A 19,496-nucleotide genomic window follows, 5' to 3' on the forward strand; every position below is an offset into this window, starting at 1 on the left:
AAGGCTCCTACTCGGGGATGGATGCGGTGATGCGGAGGTGGGAGAGCACCCAGGCGTTGAAGTGGCCCGGCTGCTCCTGGTTGGCCAGGTGACCGGCGTCCTTGACGATCACGTAGGCGGTCCTGTGGATGGCTCCGGCGATGGCCTGGCTCGCGTCGGTGCCGGTGACCCGGTCCTGCTCGCCGCAGAGCACGAGGGTGGGCGCGGCGATCGAGGGGAGTTCGGCGCGCAGGTCGGCGGCGGCCATGGACTCGGCTGCGTACGCGTAACCCGGCAGCCGCACCGATGCGGCCATGGTGTCCACGACCCGGCGCACGAGTTCGTCGGGGGCGTCCGCGGACACCAGCCGCGGTCCCCGTCCCTCGGCGAAGGCGCGCGGGCCGAGTTCGGCGAGCTCGGTGGCCCGGGCCCGCATGCCCTTCGCCTTCGCCTCGTCCGTGCCGGAGCCCGCGCTGGAGTCGGCGACGATCAGCGAGGCGACGAGCTCGGGGTGGCGGGCGGCGAGCCGTAGCGCGATCACACCGCCCCAGGACACTCCGAGGACGTGCGCGGTCGAGGCGCGCTCACGGATGAGAGCGGCTGCCGCGTCGGCGTAGTCGTCCAGGCCGAGCGGGCCCTGCGGGTCGGGCGACTTGGCGTAACCGGGTGCGTCCCAGGCCACGACCCTCGCGTACGAGGAGAGTTCGTCGAGCTGCGGGGCGAACGCGGCCGACGACGACCCGATCCCGTGCAGGCACAGCAGCAGGGGGCCTCGGTCACCGGCCTCTTCGACATGGACGTCGGGGTGGACGTCGGCGCGGGCGTTCACAGGATCTGGCCCGTCCGTCCGGCGAGGGCGGCGAGGCTGCGCAGGACCGCGTACGGCACCACCTGGCTGGTGGCCGGATTGCCCGGGTCGGGCAGGTGGGCGACCTCGAAGCGGTACGCACCGTGCGCGCCGGACGCCTCGATCAGATGCCGTGTGCGGTGCGCCGCCGGGTCGGCGACGACCTGGACCCGCACAGCGTCCAGGTCGCCGACGGCCAGCGCGACCGACGCGGCCACGTTCGTCGATTTGGGGAACTTGACCGGGACCTCGCGGGCGGTGCCGGACATGACCACGACCGGTCCGGTCGCCGACCGCATCCGGGCCAGCAACTCCGCGTCCATCCAGGGCTGTTCGAGGGTGGAGGGCAGCTTCGTGGTGGTGAGGCGCACGTCGTCGAGCGGCCCCAGGGAACGTGCCGCCTGGAGCAGGTCGAGACCGCCGACGGCACCGCCGGTGAAGTACACCCGGCCGGGTCCCGCCGCGAGCAGCCGCTTGGCGAGCTCCTCGTCGGTCAGCGCACCGGTGGAGGCGACGAGCAGGTCGGTGCCGGACTCCAGCACCCGCTCGCCCCACTCACGTACGACACCCTGGCCCGCGGCCTCGACGATCAGGTCGCAGGTCTCCAGGGCCTCCTCGAAGGTGGCCTGCCGCGCCGGTGCGGTTTCGCCGAGCGGGCGGTTGTCGACGACGCACACCAGCTCGGCGCCGCCCACCCGGCCTTCGGCGAGGGCGGTGCCGACGACACGGCCGATCGCGCCCCAGCCGACGATGCCGACCTTGCGTACGTTGCTCATGCGGTGGCCTCCTGGGCGTCGAGGGGAGCGAGCGGGCCGGGGTCCGGCGCGCCCGCCATGTGGCAGCGGATCTCCTTGGACGGCGGTCCCGCCGTTCCCCACAGGTCGGACAGGTCGGGCACCCGCCGCCACACCCGGGCGATCCAGGCGTCCTCGACGATCTGGGCCACCTCGGAGGTGTACTCGCAGACCAGCCCGGACGGGTCGGTGAAGTAGGAGAAGGTGTTGTTCCCGGGGCCGTGCCGGCCGGGACCCCACTGGGGGGTGATGCCGTGGTGGCGGAGCCGGCCGAGGCCGCGCATGAAGTGGTCGACCGAGGTCATCTCGTACGCCACGTGGTTGAGCGAGGTCCACTCGGCCTGGTTGAAGGCGATGCAGTGGTGGTCCGCGTTGCAGCGCAGGAACGCCATCTGGTGCTCGGACCAGTCGGAGACGCGCAGTCCCAGTACCTCGCAGTAGAAGGTGACGGCGGCGTCGATGTCGGTGGTGTTGAGCACGGCGTGCGTCACCCCGACGGGCACGGCACCGTCCCTGCCGCGCGGGACGACGGCCTCGACCTGGGCGCTGATCTCGATGAGACGCCCCTCGGGGTCGGTGAACCGCAGCCCGTAGCCGCCGCCCGCCTGATGCAGCGGACCTGGCCCGAAGACGGGGACGATGCCGCGTGCGTCGAGGCGCCGCGCGGCCTCGTCGACCTCGGCGGGGGTCGCGACGGCGAACGAGAGGCGGCCGAGGCCGACCTTCTCCCGCTCCGCGAGGTGGAGGACGTGGTGCTCGTCGCCCGTGCCGCGCAGCCAGCGGGCGCCGGTGTCGGACTCGACGGTCTCCAGGCCCCAGACCTCTTCGTAGAAGTCGGCGGTCTCCGTGAAGGCCGGGGTGTGCAGCTCGACGTAGCGCAGTGAGCGGAGCCGGGCGATCGGGCCGGGGGGTGGTTGGTGCATCGGTCTCTCCAGACGGACGGGCGGGCGTCGGTGCGTGCCGGGTCAGCCGGCCCAGGGAAGCGGGTGGCCGGAGGTGCCCCAGTACAGGGACTTCTGGCGCTGGTAGGCGCGGATCGCGTCGCGGCCCTTCTCCGTTCCGAGGCCGCTGTCCTTCCATCCGCTGAACGGGGTGGAGGCGCTGAACTGCTTGTACGTGTTGATCCAGACCGTGCCGGCCTCGATCCGGCGGGCGAGCTGCCAGGCGGCTCGCAGGTCTCGGGTCCAGATTCCGCAGGCCAGCCCGTAGATGGAGTCGTTGGCCTGGCGGACCAGGTCGTCCTCGTCGTCGTAGGGCAGGGCGACCAGGACGGGCCCGAAGATCTCCTCCTGGCAGGTGCGCGAGGTGTTGGACAGGCCGTCCAGGACCGTCGGCAGGTAGTACGCGCCGTCCTGGTACCGCTCGCCCTCGGGCGCCGAGCCTCCGCACAGGACCCGGGCGCCCTCGGAGCGGGCGAGGTCCACGTAGGCGGCGACGGAGTCGCGGTGGCTGTGGTGGACCAGGGGGCCGACCTGGGTGCCCGGTTCGGTACCGGGTCCGACGCGCAGCTTGCGGACGCGCTCGACGAGTTCGCCGACGAAGGAGTCGTAGATCTCCCGGGCCACGAAGAGCCGGGAGCCGGCGATGCAGGACTGCCCGCTGGAGGAGAAGATCCCGAACATCACGCCTGCCAGGGCCTGCTCGATGTCGGCGTCGGCCCGCACGATCGTCGGTGACTTGCCGCCGAGTTCCAGGGAGACGGGGATGAGCTTCCGGGCAGCGAGCGTGGCGATGGACCGGCCGGTCTCCGTACCGCCGGTGAAACCGATGCGGGCGACGAGGGGGTGGCGCACGACGGCGTCACCGACCACCCGGCCGCTGCCCGGGAGTACCGACAGCAGGGCGGTGGGCAGGCGGAACTCGTCGAGGGCCTGGGTGATCAGACGGCCGAGGGCGAGGGAGACGAGGGGGGTCCAGGCAGCCGGCTTGAGCAGGACCGCGTTCCCGGCGGCCAGCGCGGGCGCGATCTTCTGCGCGTCGCTGGCGACAGGAGAGTTCCAGGGGTTGATCGCGCCGACGACGCCCAGCGGTTCGTACGCGCTCATCGTGACGTACGGGCCACGGGACGGCGTGACCGAGTCCTCTGCGCTCTCCAGGGCCGCCGCGATGTAGCGGAAGGTGCCTGCCGCGCTGAGCGCGAGGGCGCGGGTCTCGGTGAGCGTCTTGCCGGTGTCGGCGGTCTGCAGTGCGGCGAGGTCGTCCGCCGCCTGCTCGGTCAGCTCGGCGATGCGGTGCAGCAGCCGGGCGCGCTCGTGGGCGAGCAGGTCACGCCAGCCCGGGTCCGCGACTGCCTTCGCAGCGGCTTCGGCCGCTTCGTCGACCTCGTCGGCCGAGGCGGTGTGGATGGTGGCGAGGACGCGGCCGGTCGCCGGGTCGACGGTGTCGAGCAGCTCGCCCGCTCCGCGTCGCCACTGGCCCGCGATCAGGATGTCGGTGGGGATGTGCGGCACGGGTGTACCTCCGGGCGGGGGGCGGGCAGGGGCTGGGCTGCGGGTGGGGAGCACGGGGCGCGTTCCACCACCCGGAACCGTCGAAGTGCTAGAAATCTAAGCGCTTAACTATTCTTCCGCAAGAGCCCAGGGCGAAATCGTTGCCTTCCATGCCTTGAGCACGCCCTCCATGGCGTCGATGATGAACACCAAGTTGCCGGAAGCGAGATTCCTAAGCTCTTAACCATTGACCGCTTAGATACTGGAACCTACTGTCTCCGCAACTGCTCTGCCCGCGGAAGGAACCCCTCCATGACGACTGTGGCCGGCAAGCCAGCCCTCGGCTCCATAGCCGCGAGACTCGAACGACTGCCGCAATCGCGCTGGCACGTCAAGGTCCGCTTCCTGATCGGCGCCGTCACGTTCTTCGAGGCGTTCGACCAGTTGCTGGCCGCCTCCGCACTGCCCGTCCTGATGAAGGAATGGAACCTGACCACCGGCCAGGCCACCTTCGCCGTGACCTCCGCCTCGATCGGCATGCTCCTCGGCGCCATCGCCGCGGGCTGGCTCGGAGACCGGATCGGCCGAGTGCGCACCGTCGCCCTGGGCGTCGCGATCACCGGTCTCGCCAGCCTCGCCGTCGCCTTCTCGGGCAGTATCGAGACCTTCTCGGCCTTCCGGTTCGTCCAGGGTCTCGGCATCGGCGGTGTCGTGCCCGTCGCGGCCACGTACATCAACGAGATCGCCCGCTCCGACAAGCGGGGCCGCTTCGTCCTGCTGTACGAGATGATCTTCCCTGCCGGACTGGCGGCAGCCACCCTGCTCGCCGTCTGGGTGGTCCCCAACTTCGGATGGCGCGCGATGTTCGTCATCGGCGGCCTCCCGGTGCTGATCGCCGCCGCACTTCCGCGCCACGTCACGGAGTCCCCGCGCTGGCTGCTGGCCCGTGGACGTACGCAGGAGGCCGAGGAAGCCATCAGCCTCATCGAGGCCGAGGTCGCCCGCGCCACCGCCGAGCCGCTGCCCGCACCGGCCGCCGGCGCGCCCGACGAGTCCTCCCAGGGCCGTCTGCGCGACCTGTTCCAGGGCCGCTACCTGCGTCGTACGGCGGTCCTGTCAGGTCTGTGGTTCGTCGCCTACTACGTGAACCACGGCATCTCCACCTGGCTGCCGTCGCTCTACACGAAGCAGTTCGGCCTGGATCTGACCACCGCACTCGTCTACACCCTGCTCAGCAACATCACCGGTCTGCTCGGCACGTTCATCATGGCCCTGGTGATCGACCGCATCGGCCGGAGGCCCGCACTGATCAGCGCGCTCGTCGGCACCGTGCTCTCGCTCGGCGTGCTGGCCCTGCTCGGTGCGACCTCGGGCGGCCAGGTCGCCGTGTTCGCCTCATGCACGACGTTCTTCCTGTACGCGATCAACGCGGGTCTCTACCTGTACTCCCCCGAGCTGTACCCGACGGCCAACCGGGCCAAGGGCGCGGCGTTCGGTGGCCTGTGGAACCGGTGCGGCGTCATTCTCGGCCCCATAACGGTGGGCGCGATCATCGGAGCGGGCGGCAGCCTCGGGCTCGTCTTCGCGCAGCTCGCCGTGGTGGCCGCGGTGGGCGCCGCGATCGCCTGGTTCGCGATCGAGACCAAGAACAGGACGCTGGAGGAGCTCAACTCCTGACACGCCCGGCGTTCCATGTGCGGGGCCGGTGTCCCGGAGCGGTGATCACTGCTCCGGGACACCGGCCCCGAGCGTTTTCCCCAGAGCGCCGAGCAGCCCCGACAGCCGGTGCCGGTCCGCAGGACCGAACCCGGCGAGCAGCTCGTGCTCCTGGGCGGACCGTGCGGCAGAGACCCGGTCGGACAGCGCGTTGCCCTCCGGGGTGAGGCACAGCCGGACGATCCGGCGGTCGTCGGTGTCGCGCTCCCGCCGGATCAGGCCCACCGCCTCGAGCCGGTCCGCGTGCTGGGTGAGGCCGCCCGCGCGGACGGCGCCTGCGGCCGCGACCTCGCCCATCGTCCGGCGGTAGGGCTCACCCGCGTCCCGCAGGGTCGCGAGCACCTCGTAGGCGGGCAGACTGATGCCGTACTCGCGGACGGTCCTGCCGACGAGCTCCTGATGACGCCGGGCGCACTCGCTCAGCCTGTCGAACAGGGACGGGGCGGAGTCGTCCTCGCCGGGGGGTGTCGGCGCGGACCGCCGGGTGTCCGGGCGCCTCACCTCCGGACTTCCGGCTTCGGGGCGGGTGGTCTCCGGGCGCCCGGGGCGGGTGGACGCAGCCTCGCCCGCACCTTCCGCCCCGCGTTCCTGTCTGCGGGCGTGATGGACGGCGTCGCCGAAGGCGGTGGTGAGGACGTCCGTCAGCGCGGGAGCGAGGTCCCCGGTCGGGACGGATACCGCCGGATCGTGCGCGAAGACGTATCGTTCCATGATCACGCCGAAGAGAACGCTGCGGATCATGGCGATGCGCACCTCCGCCTCGGCCGAGTCGCCGAGCAGCCGTGCGAGGGGTTCGCCGACCTGCTTCTCCAGGATCGTGCGCAGCAGTTCGGCACTGGGCGGGTGGCTGACCGCCGAGCGGATCAGGGCGGGCCAGGGATCATCGGCCGGCAGCCGGTCCCACCGATCCAGGTAGGCCTGGGCAAGGGCAGCCGGCAGATCTCCCGTGGCGTCGGCCCCGAGCACATCGCCGGTGACACCCGCTCCGCTCCCGACCGCCTCGCGGAACAGACCGTCCTTGGTGCCGAAGTACGCCATCACCAGGCCCGGTGTCACCCCCGCTTCGGCCGCGATGGCCCGGACGCCGACGCCCTTGTAGCCGTGCGCGCCGAACAGCCGGCGGGCGGCATCGAGGACCGCGCGGCGATTGCCTTCCGGGTCGTGGGAACCGGGACGGCGCGGCGCGGCCGCCGGCTGCCCGGTATCGGGTACGGGGCTTCCGGCCGCTCGTCGACGGCCCTTGCTCTCTGGATCCACAGGCCTCACATTAAACGAGTGTTCATAAAAACAGTCGTTCAAAAATGGTCACACCATGTGTACAGGACCGGTTCGGACGGTGAGCGGAAGGCCGCTGCCGCCACGCCGTACCGCGATGATCTCGGCCATGATCGACACGGCGGTCTCCTCGGGTCCCCGGCCGCCGAGATCCAGCCCGATCGGCGAACGCAGCCGCGCGATGTCCGCCTCGGTGGTGCCGGCCGCACGCAGCCGTTCGAGCCGGTCCTGATGCGTTCGGCGGCTGCCCATGGCGCCGACATATCCGGCCCGGCTGCGCAGAGCGAGCGCCAGGACCGGTACGTCGAAGCGATGGTCGTGGGTCAGCACGATCACCGCGGTCCCCGGGGCGACCAGGTCCTCCTGGGTGCGGAACCAGCGCTCGGGCCGGTCGGTGACCACCTCTTCGGCGCCGGGAAAGCGCTCCGGTGCCGCGAAGGCGGGCCTGGCGTCGCAGACCGTCACGCGGTGTCCGAGTATGGCGCCGATGTCCGCCAGGGGGCGGGCGAACTCGGCCGCGCCGAAGATCAGCAGCCGCGGCCTGGGCGCGAACGACTGCACCAGCAGGTCGCGCTCCGGCACGCAGGCAGCACCGTCGGCTGCAGTGTTTCCGCTGGTCACGAGCCCACTCGCGGCCCGCCCCAACATGCCATCGGCGGCGAGGACAGCCGCTCGGTCCGTATCCGGGTCACCCAGAGAACCGGTCACCGTCCCCCCGCCGACGGCCAGTCCGCCGCCGTCGAGGGGCGTGACCAGGGCCACCGGCACACCGGCCGCCAGATCGGCGGCGACACGACCGAGCGGCACCTCGGGCCCCACCTCGCGGATCAGCACCTCGATCGTGCCGCCACAGGTCAGGCCCACCGCGAAGGCGTCCTCGTCGCCGACACCCCAGCGCTCGACCGTCGGTGCGGCGCCCGCGAGCACCTCCTCTGCGATCGCACAGACAGCGGCTTCGACGCAGCCGCCGGAGACGCTGCCGACGATTCGGCCGTCCTCGGACACGAGCATCGACGCGCCCGGCGCGTGCGGCGCCGAGCCCCAGGTCCGCAGGACGGTCGCCATGGCGAAGCGGGTTCCGGAGCGCTGCCAGGCGACCGCCTGGTCGATGACGTGTCGCATATCGCTCACCTCGGACTGGGAAATATCGGACAGCCTCTTGCCAAGAAGAAACTTTAGTGTAAATCATTTTAGGTACTAGATAGATCTGTACGTGTCGAACGCAACGGCGCGACGACGACCAGAGAGGACCGGTGGCAGCAGGTTGAAACCCTCATCCTTCGACTACACCGCCCCCAGCACCGTCGGCGAGGCGGTCGCCCTCCTCGCCGACGAGGAGCGGGAGGCCAAGGTCGTGGCGGGCGGCCAGTCCCTGATTCCCATGCTGAACATGCGCCTCGCCAGACCCGAGGTGCTCGTCGACATCACCCGCATCCCGGAGCTCGGGCGTCTTCACGTCGACGCGGAGGGCAACCTCCGCATCGGGGCAGCCGTGCGACAGGCCCGCGCCGCCGCCGACCCCGCGGTACGGGACGGGTGGCCGCTGCTGGCCGCCGCGATCGAGCAGATCGGCCACCCGCAGATCCGCAACCGCGGCACCGTCTGCGGCAGTCTCGCCCACCACGACCCGGCCGCCGAACTGCCCACCGCTGCCCTCGCGCTGGACGCCCGGTTCGTGATCACCGGGCCGCGCGGCACGCGTACCGTCATCGCCGAGGACTTCTTCGTCGCGACCTTCTCCACCGCCGTAGAGGTGGACGAACTGCTCACCGAGGTCGTGTTCCCTCCGCTCCCGGCGGATCACGGCTGGGCCTTCGAGGAACTGACCCGCAGACACGGCGACTTCGCCACCGTCGGCGTGGCGGTCGTTCTGGGACGGAGCGCCGGGAGGGACACCGTCCGGACCGCCCGTGTGGTCTTCAGCGGCGCGGCCCCCGTCCCCGTACGGCTGGCCGCCGCCGAGGACGCGCTCGTCGGCAGCGATGCCGGCGGGCAGGCCCTCGCCGCCGCGGCCGACGCCGCGCTGGCCGGGCTCGCCCCCTCCGACGACATCCATGCCACCGCCGAGTACCGGCGCGAAAGCGCCGCCCATCTCCTCGTCCGCGCCTGCACCACCGCCTGGGAGCGCTGCTGATGACCCCGTCCGTCCCCACCCCGCTCGCGGCCGGCCCTCCGCCGCTCGCCGAGCCCTCCGCCTGGCACGAGATCTCCCTCACCGTGAACGGCCGGCCGGTCACGGCCCAGGTCGAGTCCCGGTTGCTCCTCAGTGACTTCCTGCGCGACCGGCTCGGTCTCACCGGCACGCATGTCGGCTGCGAGCACGGGGTCTGCGGGGCCTGCACCGTCCTCGTCGACGACGAACCGGTGCGTACCTGCCTGATCCTGGCTGTGCAGTGCCGGGGCGCCGAGATCCGCACGGTCGAGGGCCTCGCCCCCGGCGACGCCCCTCTCACCTCCGTACAGCGGGCCTTCCACGAGTGCCACGGCATGCAGTGCGGCTTCTGCACGCCCGGGTTCGTGATGACGGCGACCGCCCTCACCGAGCAGTCCGAGCGCCCGGACGAGGAGCAGGTCGCCGACGCACTCAGCGGGCATCTGTGCCGGTGCACCGGCTACCGCAACATCCGCCGTGCCGTGTGCCAGGCACTCGACGAGCGATTCGGGGAGTGACCCGCGTGTCCCACGATTCCCACCCGCACCCGCACGGCGACGGGAGCTGGATCGGCCGTTCCGTCCCGCGCGTCGAGGACGACCGGCTGCTGCGCGGCAACGGCCGCTACGTCGACGACATCGCCCTGCCCGGCACCGTCGAGGCCGCGTTCCTGCGCAGTCCGCACGCCCACGCCCGCATCGACTCCGTCGACGTGAGCGCGGCGCTGGCCGCGCCCGGCGTCGTCGCCGTGTGGACCGGCGACGACGTGGCGGACCTTCCGGCGATGCTGAACAAGGAGGAACTGCGCACCCCGCCGGGGCTCGCCGAACTCCTGGACCCGGTCGTCCGCATGACTCCCATGCCGCTGCTCGCCGCCGACAAGGTCCTCTACGTCGGCCAGCCCGTAGCCGTGGTCTTCGCCGAGAACCGCTACCTCGCCGAGGACGCCCTGGAACTCGTCGACGTGCGCTACTCCCCGCTGGCCGTGCTCGTCGACCCCGAGCTCTCCCTGACCCCGGACGCCCCTCTGCTGCACGAGGAGCTGCCCGACAACACGGCGGTCACCGTCGCCACCCGTGTCGGCGACCCCGACGCTGCGTTCGCCCGCGCGCACGCCGTGGTGAGCGAGCGGTTCGAGGCCCACCGGTACGTCGCCTCCCCGATCGAGACCCGCGCGATCTCGGCCCAGGTGGAGCCGTACAGCGGCCGGCTGACCGTCTGGTCGGGCACCCAGACGCCCCACCGACTGCGGGACGCGATCGCCCACACCCTGGGACTGGAAGCCGCAGCCGTGCACGTCATCGCGGCGGACGTCGGCGGCGGTTTCGGACAGAAGGGCATCCTCTACGTCGAGGAGCTCATCGTCCCCCATGCGGCCCGCCGCATCGGCCGCCCCGTGCTGTGGCGCGAGGACCGCAACGAGAACCTCACCGCCTCCTCCCACGCCCGTGAGCAGATCCACCGCATCGAACTCGCCGCGGACTCCGAGGGCCTGATCACCGCCGTACGGGACCGGATCACCGTCAACTTCGGCGCCTACAACATGACCGGCCTGGTCGTGCCGTACAACTCGCTCTGCCATCTGCTGGGCCCCTATCGCATCCCCAATGTGGACATCGACGTGGTCGGGGTGCTCACCAACACCACGTTCGCCACGCCCTACCGGGGAGCCGGACGCCCGGAGACGGTCTTCGCCATGGAACGCGCGATGGACCGGCTGGCCGCGGAACTGGGCATCGAGCCGGAGGAGTTGCGGGCACGCAATCTCGTCGGGCCCGACGCGATGCCGTACGCGACCGGACTCGTGGACCGCTCGGGAAGACCGCAGACGTACGACTCCGGGGACTATCCCGAACTGCTGCGCCGCGCCGTGGCCAAGGCCGATGTCGAGGGGGTACGCGCCCGGCAGCGCGAAGGTGCCCGGGGCGGAAAGCACGTCGGCATCGGATTCGCCATGTACATCGAGGCAACCGGCCTCGGACCGTTCGAGACCGCCCGTATCGACGTCGCCCCCAGCGGCAGGGTGCGCCTCGCCATCGGCGCCCCCTCCCAGGGACAGGGGCACCGCACCTCCATGGCACAGATCGCCGCGGACGCCATCGGGGTGCCGTTCGACGTCATCGACGTGGTCGGCGGGGACACGGAGGCCACCCCGTTCGGTGTCGGCACCATCGCCAGCCGGGCCCTGGTCAACGCGGGCAACGCCACCCACCGGGCCGGCCGGCTGGTCCGCGAGAAGATCGTCGAAGCGGCGGCGCGCCGTCTCGGCGTCGAAGCGGACAGCCTCGGTCTGAGCGACGGCGTCGTGGTGTCCAAGGAGCCGGGCGGCCCGTCCATCGGTCTGGCAGAGCTGGCCGGGAGGGCCCCGCTGCCCGGCACCCCCGAACCCACCGACGGGCGGTACGGCACCGAGATCAGCGAGACCGTGCACTTCCGCCCACCGGGCTTCGCGGTCTCGGCCGGAGCACACGCGGCGGTCGTCGCGGTCGACGCGAACACCGGCGGCATCGAGATCCTGCACTATGTCGTCGTCCACGACGCGGGCAACATCGTCAACCCGATGATCGCGGAGGGTCAGGTCACCGGCGGCATCGCTCAGGGGATCGGCGGCGCCCTGTACGAAGAGATGGTCTACGGCCCCGACGGCCAGCCCCGCACCGGCACGTACATGGACTATCTGGTGCCCACGTCCTCGGAGATACCCGACCTCGACATGGACGAGACCTTCACCCCCAGCCCCATGAACGATCTCGGGGTCAAGGGGCTCGGCGAGGGCGGCGCGATCGCCCCGCAGGCGGTGCTGGCCGGTGCCGTGGAGGACGCGCTGCGCCCCTTCGGTGTGGTCGTACGCCGAGGACCGCTCTCCCCCAGCCGGGTCCGTGACCTGATCCGTACGGCCGACCGCGCTTGAGCCCGAACTTGTTCCGCACCTGAATCCGGCCCCGGCCGGCAGCTCCTCCGATTGGACACCCATGCAGCTCGACCACTCCTTCACCGTCCCGGCGGGTCCCGACGACGCCTGGAAGCTCTTCCTCGACCTCGGCCGGGTCGCACCGTGCATGCCCGGCGCCGTGCTGGACACCCTCGACGGTGACTCGTTCACCGGCCGGGTCAAGGTCAAGGTCGGTGCGGTGCAGATGAGTTACCGCGGCGAGGGCACCGTCAGCCGCGACGGGTCCGCCCGTTCGATGCACCTCGACCTCAGCGGGAGCGAGACCCGGGGCTCGGGTACCGCGTCGGCCACGGTCACCGCGACGCTGGCCGCCGACCCGCTCGGGACCCGGGTGCGGGTACGGACGGACCTCGACATCACCGGCCGTCCCGCGCAGTTCGGCCGGGGCATCATGACCGAGGTCGGCGACCGCATCGTCCAGCAGTTCGCCACCCGTCTCGAGGAGCTGCTGCGGGACTCCGAGGGCTCCGCTTCCGTCACGGCGACGACGGGTGCCGCGGTGCCGTCCGCCCCCTTCCCGCCCGAGCCCGAGGCGGTGGACCTCGGGGCGGCGGTGCTGCCCGTGCTGCTCAGGAAGGCGGCCGTGCCGACGGCGGCGGTACTGGTCACCATCGTGGTGATCCAGCTACTGAGGCGGCGTTCGCGCAGGTGATGCGGGCTGCGCGGCCCCTCCCCCGGTCCGGCCCATCGCCTCAGCGGTAAGATTCTCAGTGCCGTGAGAAGCTGGCGGGCGCTGTACGAGGGGATGGGCATGGCTGCATCGAAGCCGGTGGACCGGGACGCCGTCGCGAACGTGATCGAGGACTGGGCGCGCGAACGCCCCGAGCTGGACACCAGTCCGCTCGAGGTCCTCGCGCGCCTCCACCGTTCCTTTTTGCGCTACAGCACCAGGCTCACGGCATCGATCGAGCGTCACGGCCTCTCCGTGGCCGGCTTCGACGTGCTGACCGCTCTGCGGCGGTCCGGAGCTCCCTACCGGCTGACGGCCGGGCAGCTCGCGGACACCGGGCTGGTTTCATCGGCAGGGGTGACGTTGCGGATCGACCGCCTGGAGAAGGACGGTCTCATCGTCCGCGAGCGGGACGCCGACGATCGCCGGGTCGTCTACTCCCGTCTGACCGACAAGGGTCTGTCGACGGTGGACACCGTGTTCTCGGAGCACCTCGACAACGAACGCCGGATGCTCGGCGGGCTCTCGCCGTCCGAGTGCCGCCAGCTGGCGCGACTGCTGCGCAAGCTCGAGGTCTCGATCATCCACTCCGACGAGGAACCGACCGACGCCACGGCGTGATCAACGGTGCGGCGTCCGTCATCCGAGGAATGCCGCGGTGGCCGCCACGAACGTGCCGGGATCGTCGAGCCACGGGAAGTGCCCGGCCCCGGGCTGAACGACCAGCTCGGCGTGCGGGAACAGACCGGCGAACTCGGTCACCGCGGGCGGAGGGGAGTTCAGGTCGACCTCTCCCGCCAGCAGGAGGACCGGCGCGGTGAACCGTGCGAGCGCGGCCCGCGTGGTGTCCGGATCGAAGGCGCCCTCGGCAGCGAACACGCCCGCCGCCTCCGCGTTCTTCTGACCGGCCTCCGCAGCCCGGAACGCCCTGGCCGCTTCGTCCCAGCGGCCGTGGAAGAACGGGGCGATGGCTTCGAACGCTTCGGAGGTCGCGTTGCCGGCGACGATCGCTTCCAGGGCGACGAACGCCTCGGGGAACCACGGCTCGTCCCGGCGGAGTTGGGCCGTCCCGCGCCGGAGTTCCCCCGTGATCGTGATGCCGACGGCCATGACGCTCGGCGCGATCAGCGCGAGCCTGCCGATGTGCCCCGGGTGGCGCTCCGCGTACAGCGCGGCCAGATTGGCGCCGGCCGAGTGTGCGAGGACGTCCACCGTGTCGAGACCCAGGTGGGCGCGCAGGGATTCGACGTCGTCGACGAGCCGGTCGCAGCGGTAGGAGGAGACGTCCTCGGGTACGGCCGACTGCCCGGTTCCGCGCAGGTCCAGCATGATCAGCTGCCGGTGCGCGGCGAGGCCCCCGAGGTTTCCGAGATACGCGGAGTCCTGCATCGGTCCGCCGGGAAGGCAGAGCACCGGAGCGCCCGCTCCGAACGCATGGAAGGCACGTTCGGTCCCGTCATGCGCGGTGAAGGCCGTCATGGTCAGGACCCTGCCAGCGGCGTACGGGCGGAGCAACCGGATATCCCGCCGTCGGCGAACGCTTGCGCGCGGGGCGAGGCGAGCGCGCGCTAGGCGCACGCACGGCCCGGGTACTCGTCGTCCTCCGGTGCCCCGGCCGCACGCATTCTGCGCAGGACCTCACGCAGGTCCGAGTCGGCCACCTCGGCAGGCATGTTGAGCTCCCTGTCGAAGACCATGCTCGTCCCGTCCGTGTTCCAGATGACCCACCGGGCGGTGGGCGCCGGCGTCTGCCACAGCCCTGCCCACCGTTCGGGCGCTTCCGTTCGCTCACTCATTGCTTTCCCGTCTCCTTGGTGTCACGGCCGGCCACGTACGTGGCTACGACCTCGATGTCTCCGATCCGCGAAGGGTCGACGCGCCTCGGATCGTCCCCGAGCACCACGAGGTCGGCCCGTCTGCCCGGGGTGAGGGGGCCGGCGGTGTCGTCCCACCGGCAGGCGTGGGCACCCGCGACGGTGTAGGCGCGCAGGGCCTCGTCGACGGTGATGCCCTCCTCCGGTCCGATCAGCAGGCCGGAGGTGGAGGCCCGCTCGACCATGAACTGGATCGCGCGCAGCGGCGAACCGTCCGTGACGGGCCGGTCGGAGCTGCCCACGAGCGTGACGCCGTGGTCGAGGAATCCCCGGCCCCGGTACATCCATGCCGCCCGCTCCTCCCCCATGACGGCCGCGTAGTCGTCGCCGAAGTAGCGCAGGAAGTTGGGCTGGATCACGGCGCTCACGCCGAGACGGGCGAAGCGCGGCAGCTGGTCGGGCCTGATGAGCCCGGCGTGCTCGACGCGGTGACGCGCGTCCGGCCGGGGCCTCAGCCGTTGCGCCCGCTCCAGCGCGTCCAGCGCCAGGTCGGCGGCACGGTCGCCGATGGCGTGGACGGCGAGCTGCCAGCCGGCGAGGTGGCCGTCCACGATGAGCTCCGTGAGACGGTCGGGGTCGTCCTGGAGCTGCCCGGTGTGGGTCATCCCCTCGTACGGGGACGTGAGCGCCGCGGTGCGCGCCATCATGCCGCCGTCGGTGTAGATCTTGAGCGCGCCGAGCGAGAGCCAGTCGTCGCCGAACCCGGTGCGCAGGCCCAGGTCCAGGGCGCGCGGAATGCCGTCGTCGCGGTGCGCGGCGCGTGGTCGCAGGGTGTCGCCCGCGGCCATGAGCTGAACCCTCAGGGGCAGCCGGCCCTGTTCCCGGAGGAGTTGGTACGCCCCGGCTTCGACGGGGCTGTTGCCCAGGAGGCCGCCGCCGATGCCCGCTTCCGCGCACGCGGTGATGCCCTCGGCGAGGCAGCCTCGGGCCGCGTACTCGATCGCGTCGGCGAGCTCCTCCTGGGAGTACGGCAGACGCAGTCTCCGGGCGGCGGTCATGGCGCTCTCCGCCAGGAAGCCGTCCTGTTGCGCCACGTCGGCCGGAAGGAGCTCCAGGACCGCGCTGTTGACCACGCAGGCGTGTCCGGAGTCGTGCATCAGGAACACCTTGCGTCCCTGGCTGACCCGGTCCAGTTCCGCGGCGGTCAGATGGCGCCCCAGGGCCCGTTGGTCGTACCCGGCGATGTCGACCCAGGCACCGGGCGCAGGTGTCCGCGAGACGGCCTCCGCGACGACGGCGAGGACATCCTGGACCCGCTCGCACGGGGCGACACTGGGCGTGCTCGCCCTGAGGCCGGTCCATGCCAGGTGTACGTGACTGTCGATGAACCCGGGCAGCACGGTGGCGCCCTGGAGATCGACGACCTCACGTGCGGGGAGGGCGGCCACCTCGTCGTCGAGTCCCACGATCAGGCCGTGCCAGATGCCCAGTTCGTGGGCGACGGGGCGGTCCGGGTCCATGGTGAGGATGTGCGCGTTCGTCAGCCTCGTACAGAGCATGGGCAGTCAGTCACCGGTCGTCGCAGTTCCTGGCCATCTCATCGTCCGTGCCCGGCACTTGGGCAGGGCTGTCCGCCGCTCGGATGGCAGGCGACCGGTCGGAACTTAGGTAACGCTAACCTGATCTGGGCGGCCTGTCGACGGGGCGGACCGGTCGGGCGCGCGGCCGCGCCGGACACCGGTCCGGCTACGGCCGCGCCGCCAGGTCAGACGTCCTGGGACTCGACGACCAGCACGATCTTGCCGGTGGTCCGGCCGGTCTCTCCGAGGGCATGGGCCTTCGCCGCTTCGGCGAGCGGGAAGGCGGCCTCGACGTGGGCACGCAGGGAGCCCGCTTCCACGAGGTCCGCGATGGCCTCCATACCGGCCCGGTCCGCCTCGACGAGCATCGTTTCGACCCGTACGCCCAGCTCGGCCGCACGGGCCGCCTCGCCCGGGTCGGTCCCCGGCAGCAGGGAGACGAGGATGCCGCCGGGGCGCAGGACTCCGAGGGAGCGGGCGCGGGTGTCCCCGGACAGGGGGTCGAGGACGACGTCGATGTCCTGGACCACTTCGGCGAAGTCGACATGGCGGTAGTCGATCACCTCGTCGGCGCCGAGCGAGCGCACGAAGTCGTGCTTGGCACCGCTCGCGGTGCCGATGACGTGGGCGCCGCGGGCCTTGGCGATCTGGACGGCGAGGTGGCCGACACCGCCGGCGGCCGCGTGGACGAGGACCCGCTGCCCGGCACGGACCCCGGCGGTGTCGACGAGTGCCTGGTAAGCGGTGAGAGCGGCGAGCGGGAGAGCCCCGGCCTGGATGTGGTCGATGCCGGCGGGCTTGTGGGCGAAGGCCCGCGCCGGCCCGCTCACGTACTCGGCGTGGGAGCCGAGTCCGTACGGGTACGGAAGCATTCCGAAGACCTCGTCACCGGGCTTGAAGAGGGTGACGCCGAAGCCGACGGCCTCGACGGTCCCGGAGACGTCCCAGCCGAGCACGAGCGGCAGCCGGTCGAGGAAGAGACCGCCCTCCCGGTGCTTCCAGTCGGTGGGGTTGACGCCGGCCGCGCGGACGGCCACCAGGATCTGGCTCGGCCCGGGGACGGGCCGCGGCAGGCGGACCTCCTCGAGGACGTCCGGGGTTCCGTAGGTGTTCTGGCTGATGGCGCGCATGGTGGCTGCGGCCGGGGCAACGCTGTGCGCTGTGCTGTGACTCATGTGTCCAGCATCGCGGCGGCTTCTGTTGAGTACCATGGCATGATTGCCACCTTTCGACAGGATCCTGCCATGGGACGTCCACACCGCGTCGTCGTGCTCGCACTGGACGGCGTGTACCCGTTCGAGCTGGGTATCCCGAGCCGGATCTTCGGGGCCGCCGGCGGCCGGTACGAGGTCGTGACCTGCACCGTCGACGGACGTCCGGTGCACACCAACTCCGACTTCTCGGTCACCGTCGAGCAGGGACCGGAGGCACTGGCCACGGCCGACACCGTCGTGATCCCGCCCTTCGACACCTCGCGCATCACCCGGGAGGTACCGCCGCCGGTCGCGGCGGCCCTCGCGTCCGTACCGAAGGGCACCCGCATCGTGTCGATCTGCACGGCCGCCTTCGTCCTCGCCGCGACCGGGCTGCTCGACGGCCGGCCGGCCACGACGCACTGGGCCGTCACCCGGCTCTTCCGGGAGTGGTTCCCGCACATCGCGCTCGATCCGGACGTGCTCTTCGTCGACGACGAAGACGTTCTGACGTCGGCGGGTGCGGCCTCAGGAGTGGACGTGTGCCTGCACCTCGTGCGCAAGGACCACGGCAGCACCGTCGCCAACCACGTCGCGCGCGCCTGCGTCGTTCCGCCGTGGCGGGACGGCGGGCAGGCGCAGTACATCGAGCAGCCGGTTCCCGGGGCGTCCGCGAACAGTACGGCCGCCACCCGCCAGTGGGCGTTGGAGCACCTGTACGAGCCCTTGAGTCTGACCGAACTCGCCGGGCACGCGCGCATGAGCCTGCGGACCTTCGCCCGCCGCTTCGGCGAGGAGGTGGGGATGAGTCCGGGGCGTTGGCTGATCCAGCAGCGGGTCGTGCGGGCACGTCACCTGCTCGAATCGACCGATCTTCCCGTGGACGACATCGCCGCGCAGGTCGGCTTCGGCACCGGCACGTCGTTGCGGCAGCACCTGCACACGGCCATCGGCGTGACTCCGCTCGCCTACCGTCGTACGTTCCGCGGCGTACCGGCGGACGCCCGCTGAGAGGATCGGTCCGCTTCGTCGGGCAGGTCGAGCCGGGTGAGGTGCTCGGGCGTCAGCGCACGCAGGAAGCTCCCGGCGTCGAACGCCTCACCGGCCGCGGCCACGCCCGTTGCCTTGCACCGCCCGTCGAGGATCCGCGCGACCGCTTCCACGACGAGCGGTGCCGTGACGGCGTAGATGTCGCGCCCGCCGGCGACGGCACGGCGTGTCTCCTGGCCCCGGCGGACGACCGCCTCGACGAGGAAGGTCTGTGCGGAGCGTCCGCTGCCGTCCGCGGGGACGGGCGCCGGGGTGTCCTCCGCACGGAGGTCCTGCAACGGCGCGAGGTTCATCACCGCGCGTACCTCCGGTGTCCGCACGTGGCGCGGGAGGGTGACCTGTTCGGCCGCCGGGAACGCACTGGCGTCCTGGGTGCCGAGCGGCTCCGGGAAACGCCACGGGAAGACGTCCGGGGAGTAGCCGAAGGGCTGGAGCCTGCCTCCCGTGTAGGTGAGGTGCTGCCCCGCGTTGCTCTCTCCGGTGAGCCGTGTGCCGGGCGTCGGGTGCCAACTGTCGAGTCCGTACGCAAGGGTGATTTCGTCCGCGTCCGGCCAGTCGCCCAGGGCCGCGGTGGCGAGCAGGTCGCCCAGACCGCCGTAGAAGGCCAGGGACGGTACGAGGACGACGCCGGCTTCCCGCGCCCCGTCCGCGTACGTGTCGAACAGGGCGGCGGTGACACCCTGTTCGGCGGAGACGTCCAGGTACGGGAGCCCCGCGCGGAGCGCCGCGTCGGCCACGGCGGGAGCAGTCGCGAGAAACGGTCCGGCGCAGTTGACGACCGCGGCGGCGCCGTCGAGCGCACGGTCGAGGGAAGCCGCGTCCTCGGTGGTCGCCACACGTACGGGCGCGTCGGGGGCCAGGTCCCGCAGCGCGTCGAGTCTGCTCCGGTTCCGCCCGACGAGGAGTGGTGTCATGCCCCGGCGCAGCAGCTCGGCCACGACGAAGCGGCCGGTGTGTCCATAGGCACCGATGACAGCGACCACCGGCAGCACGGAACGGTCGCCGGCTGACGGTGCGGCAGGTACGGAAGAGGTGTGGCTCATC

18 protein-coding genes are annotated in these 19,496 nt (G+C 71.7%); 7 read left to right on the forward strand and 11 right to left on the reverse strand.

Going from position 1 to position 19,496, the window contains the following annotated elements; genetic code table 11:
- Window positions 1-7: 7 nt before the first annotated feature.
- Genes OG844_RS11965 through OG844_RS11980 form a run of 4 tightly spaced genes read right to left on the reverse strand, consistent with a single transcriptional unit; the run spans window position 8 to window position 4,070 of the window.
- Complete coding sequence (locus tag OG844_RS11965; protein ID WP_406389867.1) at window positions 8-808, reverse strand: alpha/beta fold hydrolase; 801 nt, start codon at window positions 806-808, stop codon at window positions 8-10.
- Window positions 805-1,602, reverse strand: a complete 798-nt coding sequence (locus OG844_RS11970) for an aspartate dehydrogenase domain-containing protein (RefSeq protein WP_406389868.1) — start codon at window positions 1,600-1,602, stop codon at window positions 805-807. The genes OG844_RS11965 and OG844_RS11970 overlap by 4 nt, the downstream gene beginning before the upstream one ends.
- A complete protein-coding gene (locus OG844_RS11975) occupies window positions 1,599-2,543 on the reverse strand; it encodes a VOC family protein (protein WP_351181257.1) in 945 nt (314 codons plus the stop codon). Before OG844_RS11975 ends, OG844_RS11970 begins: the two co-directional genes overlap by 4 nt.
- A 42-nt stretch (window positions 2,544-2,585) precedes the next feature.
- Window positions 2,586-4,070 (reverse strand): aldehyde dehydrogenase, encoded by a 1,485-nt coding sequence (locus OG844_RS11980; protein ID WP_406389869.1) that lies wholly within the window; start codon window positions 4,068-4,070, stop codon window positions 2,586-2,588.
- Between the two features lie 291 nt (window positions 4,071-4,361).
- On the opposite strand from OG844_RS11980, the gene OG844_RS11985 reads away from it, so the two are divergent.
- Entirely contained in the window at window positions 4,362-5,726 is a 1,365-nt protein-coding gene (locus OG844_RS11985; protein ID WP_406389870.1) for an MFS transporter, read from the forward strand.
- 45 nt (window positions 5,727-5,771) lie between these two features.
- Here the strand turns inward: OG844_RS11985 and OG844_RS11990 are convergent, their stop codons facing one another.
- The gene (locus tag OG844_RS11990) at window positions 5,772-7,022 is read right to left on the reverse strand and encodes a TetR family transcriptional regulator (protein ID WP_406389871.1); all 1,251 of its coding nucleotides are present in this window, start codon (window positions 7,020-7,022) and stop codon (window positions 5,772-5,774) included.
- A 48-nt stretch (window positions 7,023-7,070) separates the two neighbouring features.
- Window positions 7,071-8,162 carry an XdhC family protein gene (locus tag OG844_RS11995; RefSeq protein ID WP_406389872.1) on the reverse strand — a complete coding sequence of 364 codons (1,092 nt, stop codon included), beginning with the start codon at window positions 8,160-8,162 and terminating at the stop codon, window positions 7,071-7,073.
- A 142-nt stretch (window positions 8,163-8,304) separates the two neighbouring features.
- Between OG844_RS11995 and OG844_RS12000 the strand changes: the two genes are divergently transcribed.
- The 5 genes from OG844_RS12000 (at window position 8,305) to OG844_RS12020 (ending at window position 13,436) form a co-directional block, all read left to right on the forward strand.
- Entirely contained in the window at window positions 8,305-9,174 is an 870-nt protein-coding gene (locus OG844_RS12000; protein ID WP_406389873.1) for an FAD binding domain-containing protein, read from the forward strand.
- Window positions 9,174-9,710 carry a (2Fe-2S)-binding protein gene (locus OG844_RS12005; RefSeq protein ID WP_406389874.1) on the forward strand — a complete coding sequence of 179 codons (537 nt, stop codon included), beginning with the start codon at window positions 9,174-9,176 and terminating at the stop codon, window positions 9,708-9,710. Before OG844_RS12000 ends, OG844_RS12005 begins: the two co-directional genes overlap by 1 nt.
- Window positions 9,711-9,715: 5 nt before the next feature.
- Window positions 9,716-12,103: a xanthine dehydrogenase family protein molybdopterin-binding subunit gene (locus OG844_RS12010; protein WP_406389875.1), complete on the forward strand. Its 2,388-nt coding sequence runs from the start codon at window positions 9,716-9,718 to the stop codon at window positions 12,101-12,103.
- Between the two features lie 61 nt (window positions 12,104-12,164).
- Window positions 12,165-12,797, forward strand: a complete 633-nt coding sequence (locus tag OG844_RS12015) for an SRPBCC family protein (protein WP_406389876.1) — start codon at window positions 12,165-12,167, stop codon at window positions 12,795-12,797.
- 99 nt (window positions 12,798-12,896) lie between these two features.
- Window positions 12,897-13,436, forward strand: a complete 540-nt coding sequence (locus OG844_RS12020; protein WP_406389877.1) for a MarR family winged helix-turn-helix transcriptional regulator — start codon at window positions 12,897-12,899, stop codon at window positions 13,434-13,436.
- Between the two features lie 18 nt (window positions 13,437-13,454).
- Here OG844_RS12020 and OG844_RS12025 read toward each other — a convergent pair whose 3' ends face one another.
- The 4 genes from OG844_RS12025 to OG844_RS12040 form a co-directional block, all read right to left on the reverse strand.
- Window positions 13,455-14,294: an alpha/beta fold hydrolase gene (locus OG844_RS12025; RefSeq protein WP_406389878.1), complete on the reverse strand. Its 840-nt coding sequence runs from the start codon at window positions 14,292-14,294 to the stop codon at window positions 13,455-13,457.
- Between the two features lie 89 nt (window positions 14,295-14,383).
- Window positions 14,384-14,611: a hypothetical protein gene (locus OG844_RS12030; protein ID WP_406389879.1), complete on the reverse strand. Its 228-nt coding sequence runs from the start codon at window positions 14,609-14,611 to the stop codon at window positions 14,384-14,386.
- Window positions 14,608-16,188 (reverse strand): amidohydrolase, encoded by a 1,581-nt coding sequence (locus tag OG844_RS12035; RefSeq protein WP_406389880.1) that lies wholly within the window; start codon window positions 16,186-16,188, stop codon window positions 14,608-14,610. Before OG844_RS12035 ends, OG844_RS12030 begins: the two co-directional genes overlap by 4 nt.
- A 206-nt stretch (window positions 16,189-16,394) precedes the next feature.
- A complete protein-coding gene (locus OG844_RS12040) occupies window positions 16,395-17,339 on the reverse strand; it encodes an NADP-dependent oxidoreductase (protein ID WP_406396087.1) in 945 nt (314 codons plus the stop codon).
- A 114-nt stretch (window positions 17,340-17,453) separates the two neighbouring features.
- Between OG844_RS12040 and OG844_RS12045 the strand changes: the two genes are divergently transcribed.
- Window positions 17,454-18,413: a GlxA family transcriptional regulator gene (locus OG844_RS12045; RefSeq protein WP_406389881.1), complete on the forward strand. Its 960-nt coding sequence runs from the start codon at window positions 17,454-17,456 to the stop codon at window positions 18,411-18,413.
- Here the strand turns inward: OG844_RS12045 and OG844_RS12050 are convergent.
- Window positions 18,371-19,495, reverse strand: coding sequence for a saccharopine dehydrogenase family protein (locus OG844_RS12050; RefSeq protein ID WP_406389882.1), 1,125 nt, complete (start codon window positions 19,493-19,495; stop codon window positions 18,371-18,373). The genes OG844_RS12045 and OG844_RS12050 overlap by 43 nt on opposite strands.
- Between the last annotated feature and the right edge of the window lies 1 nt (window position 19,496).

The sequence above is a fragment of the Streptomyces sp. NBC_00887 genome, assembly GCF_045207585.1.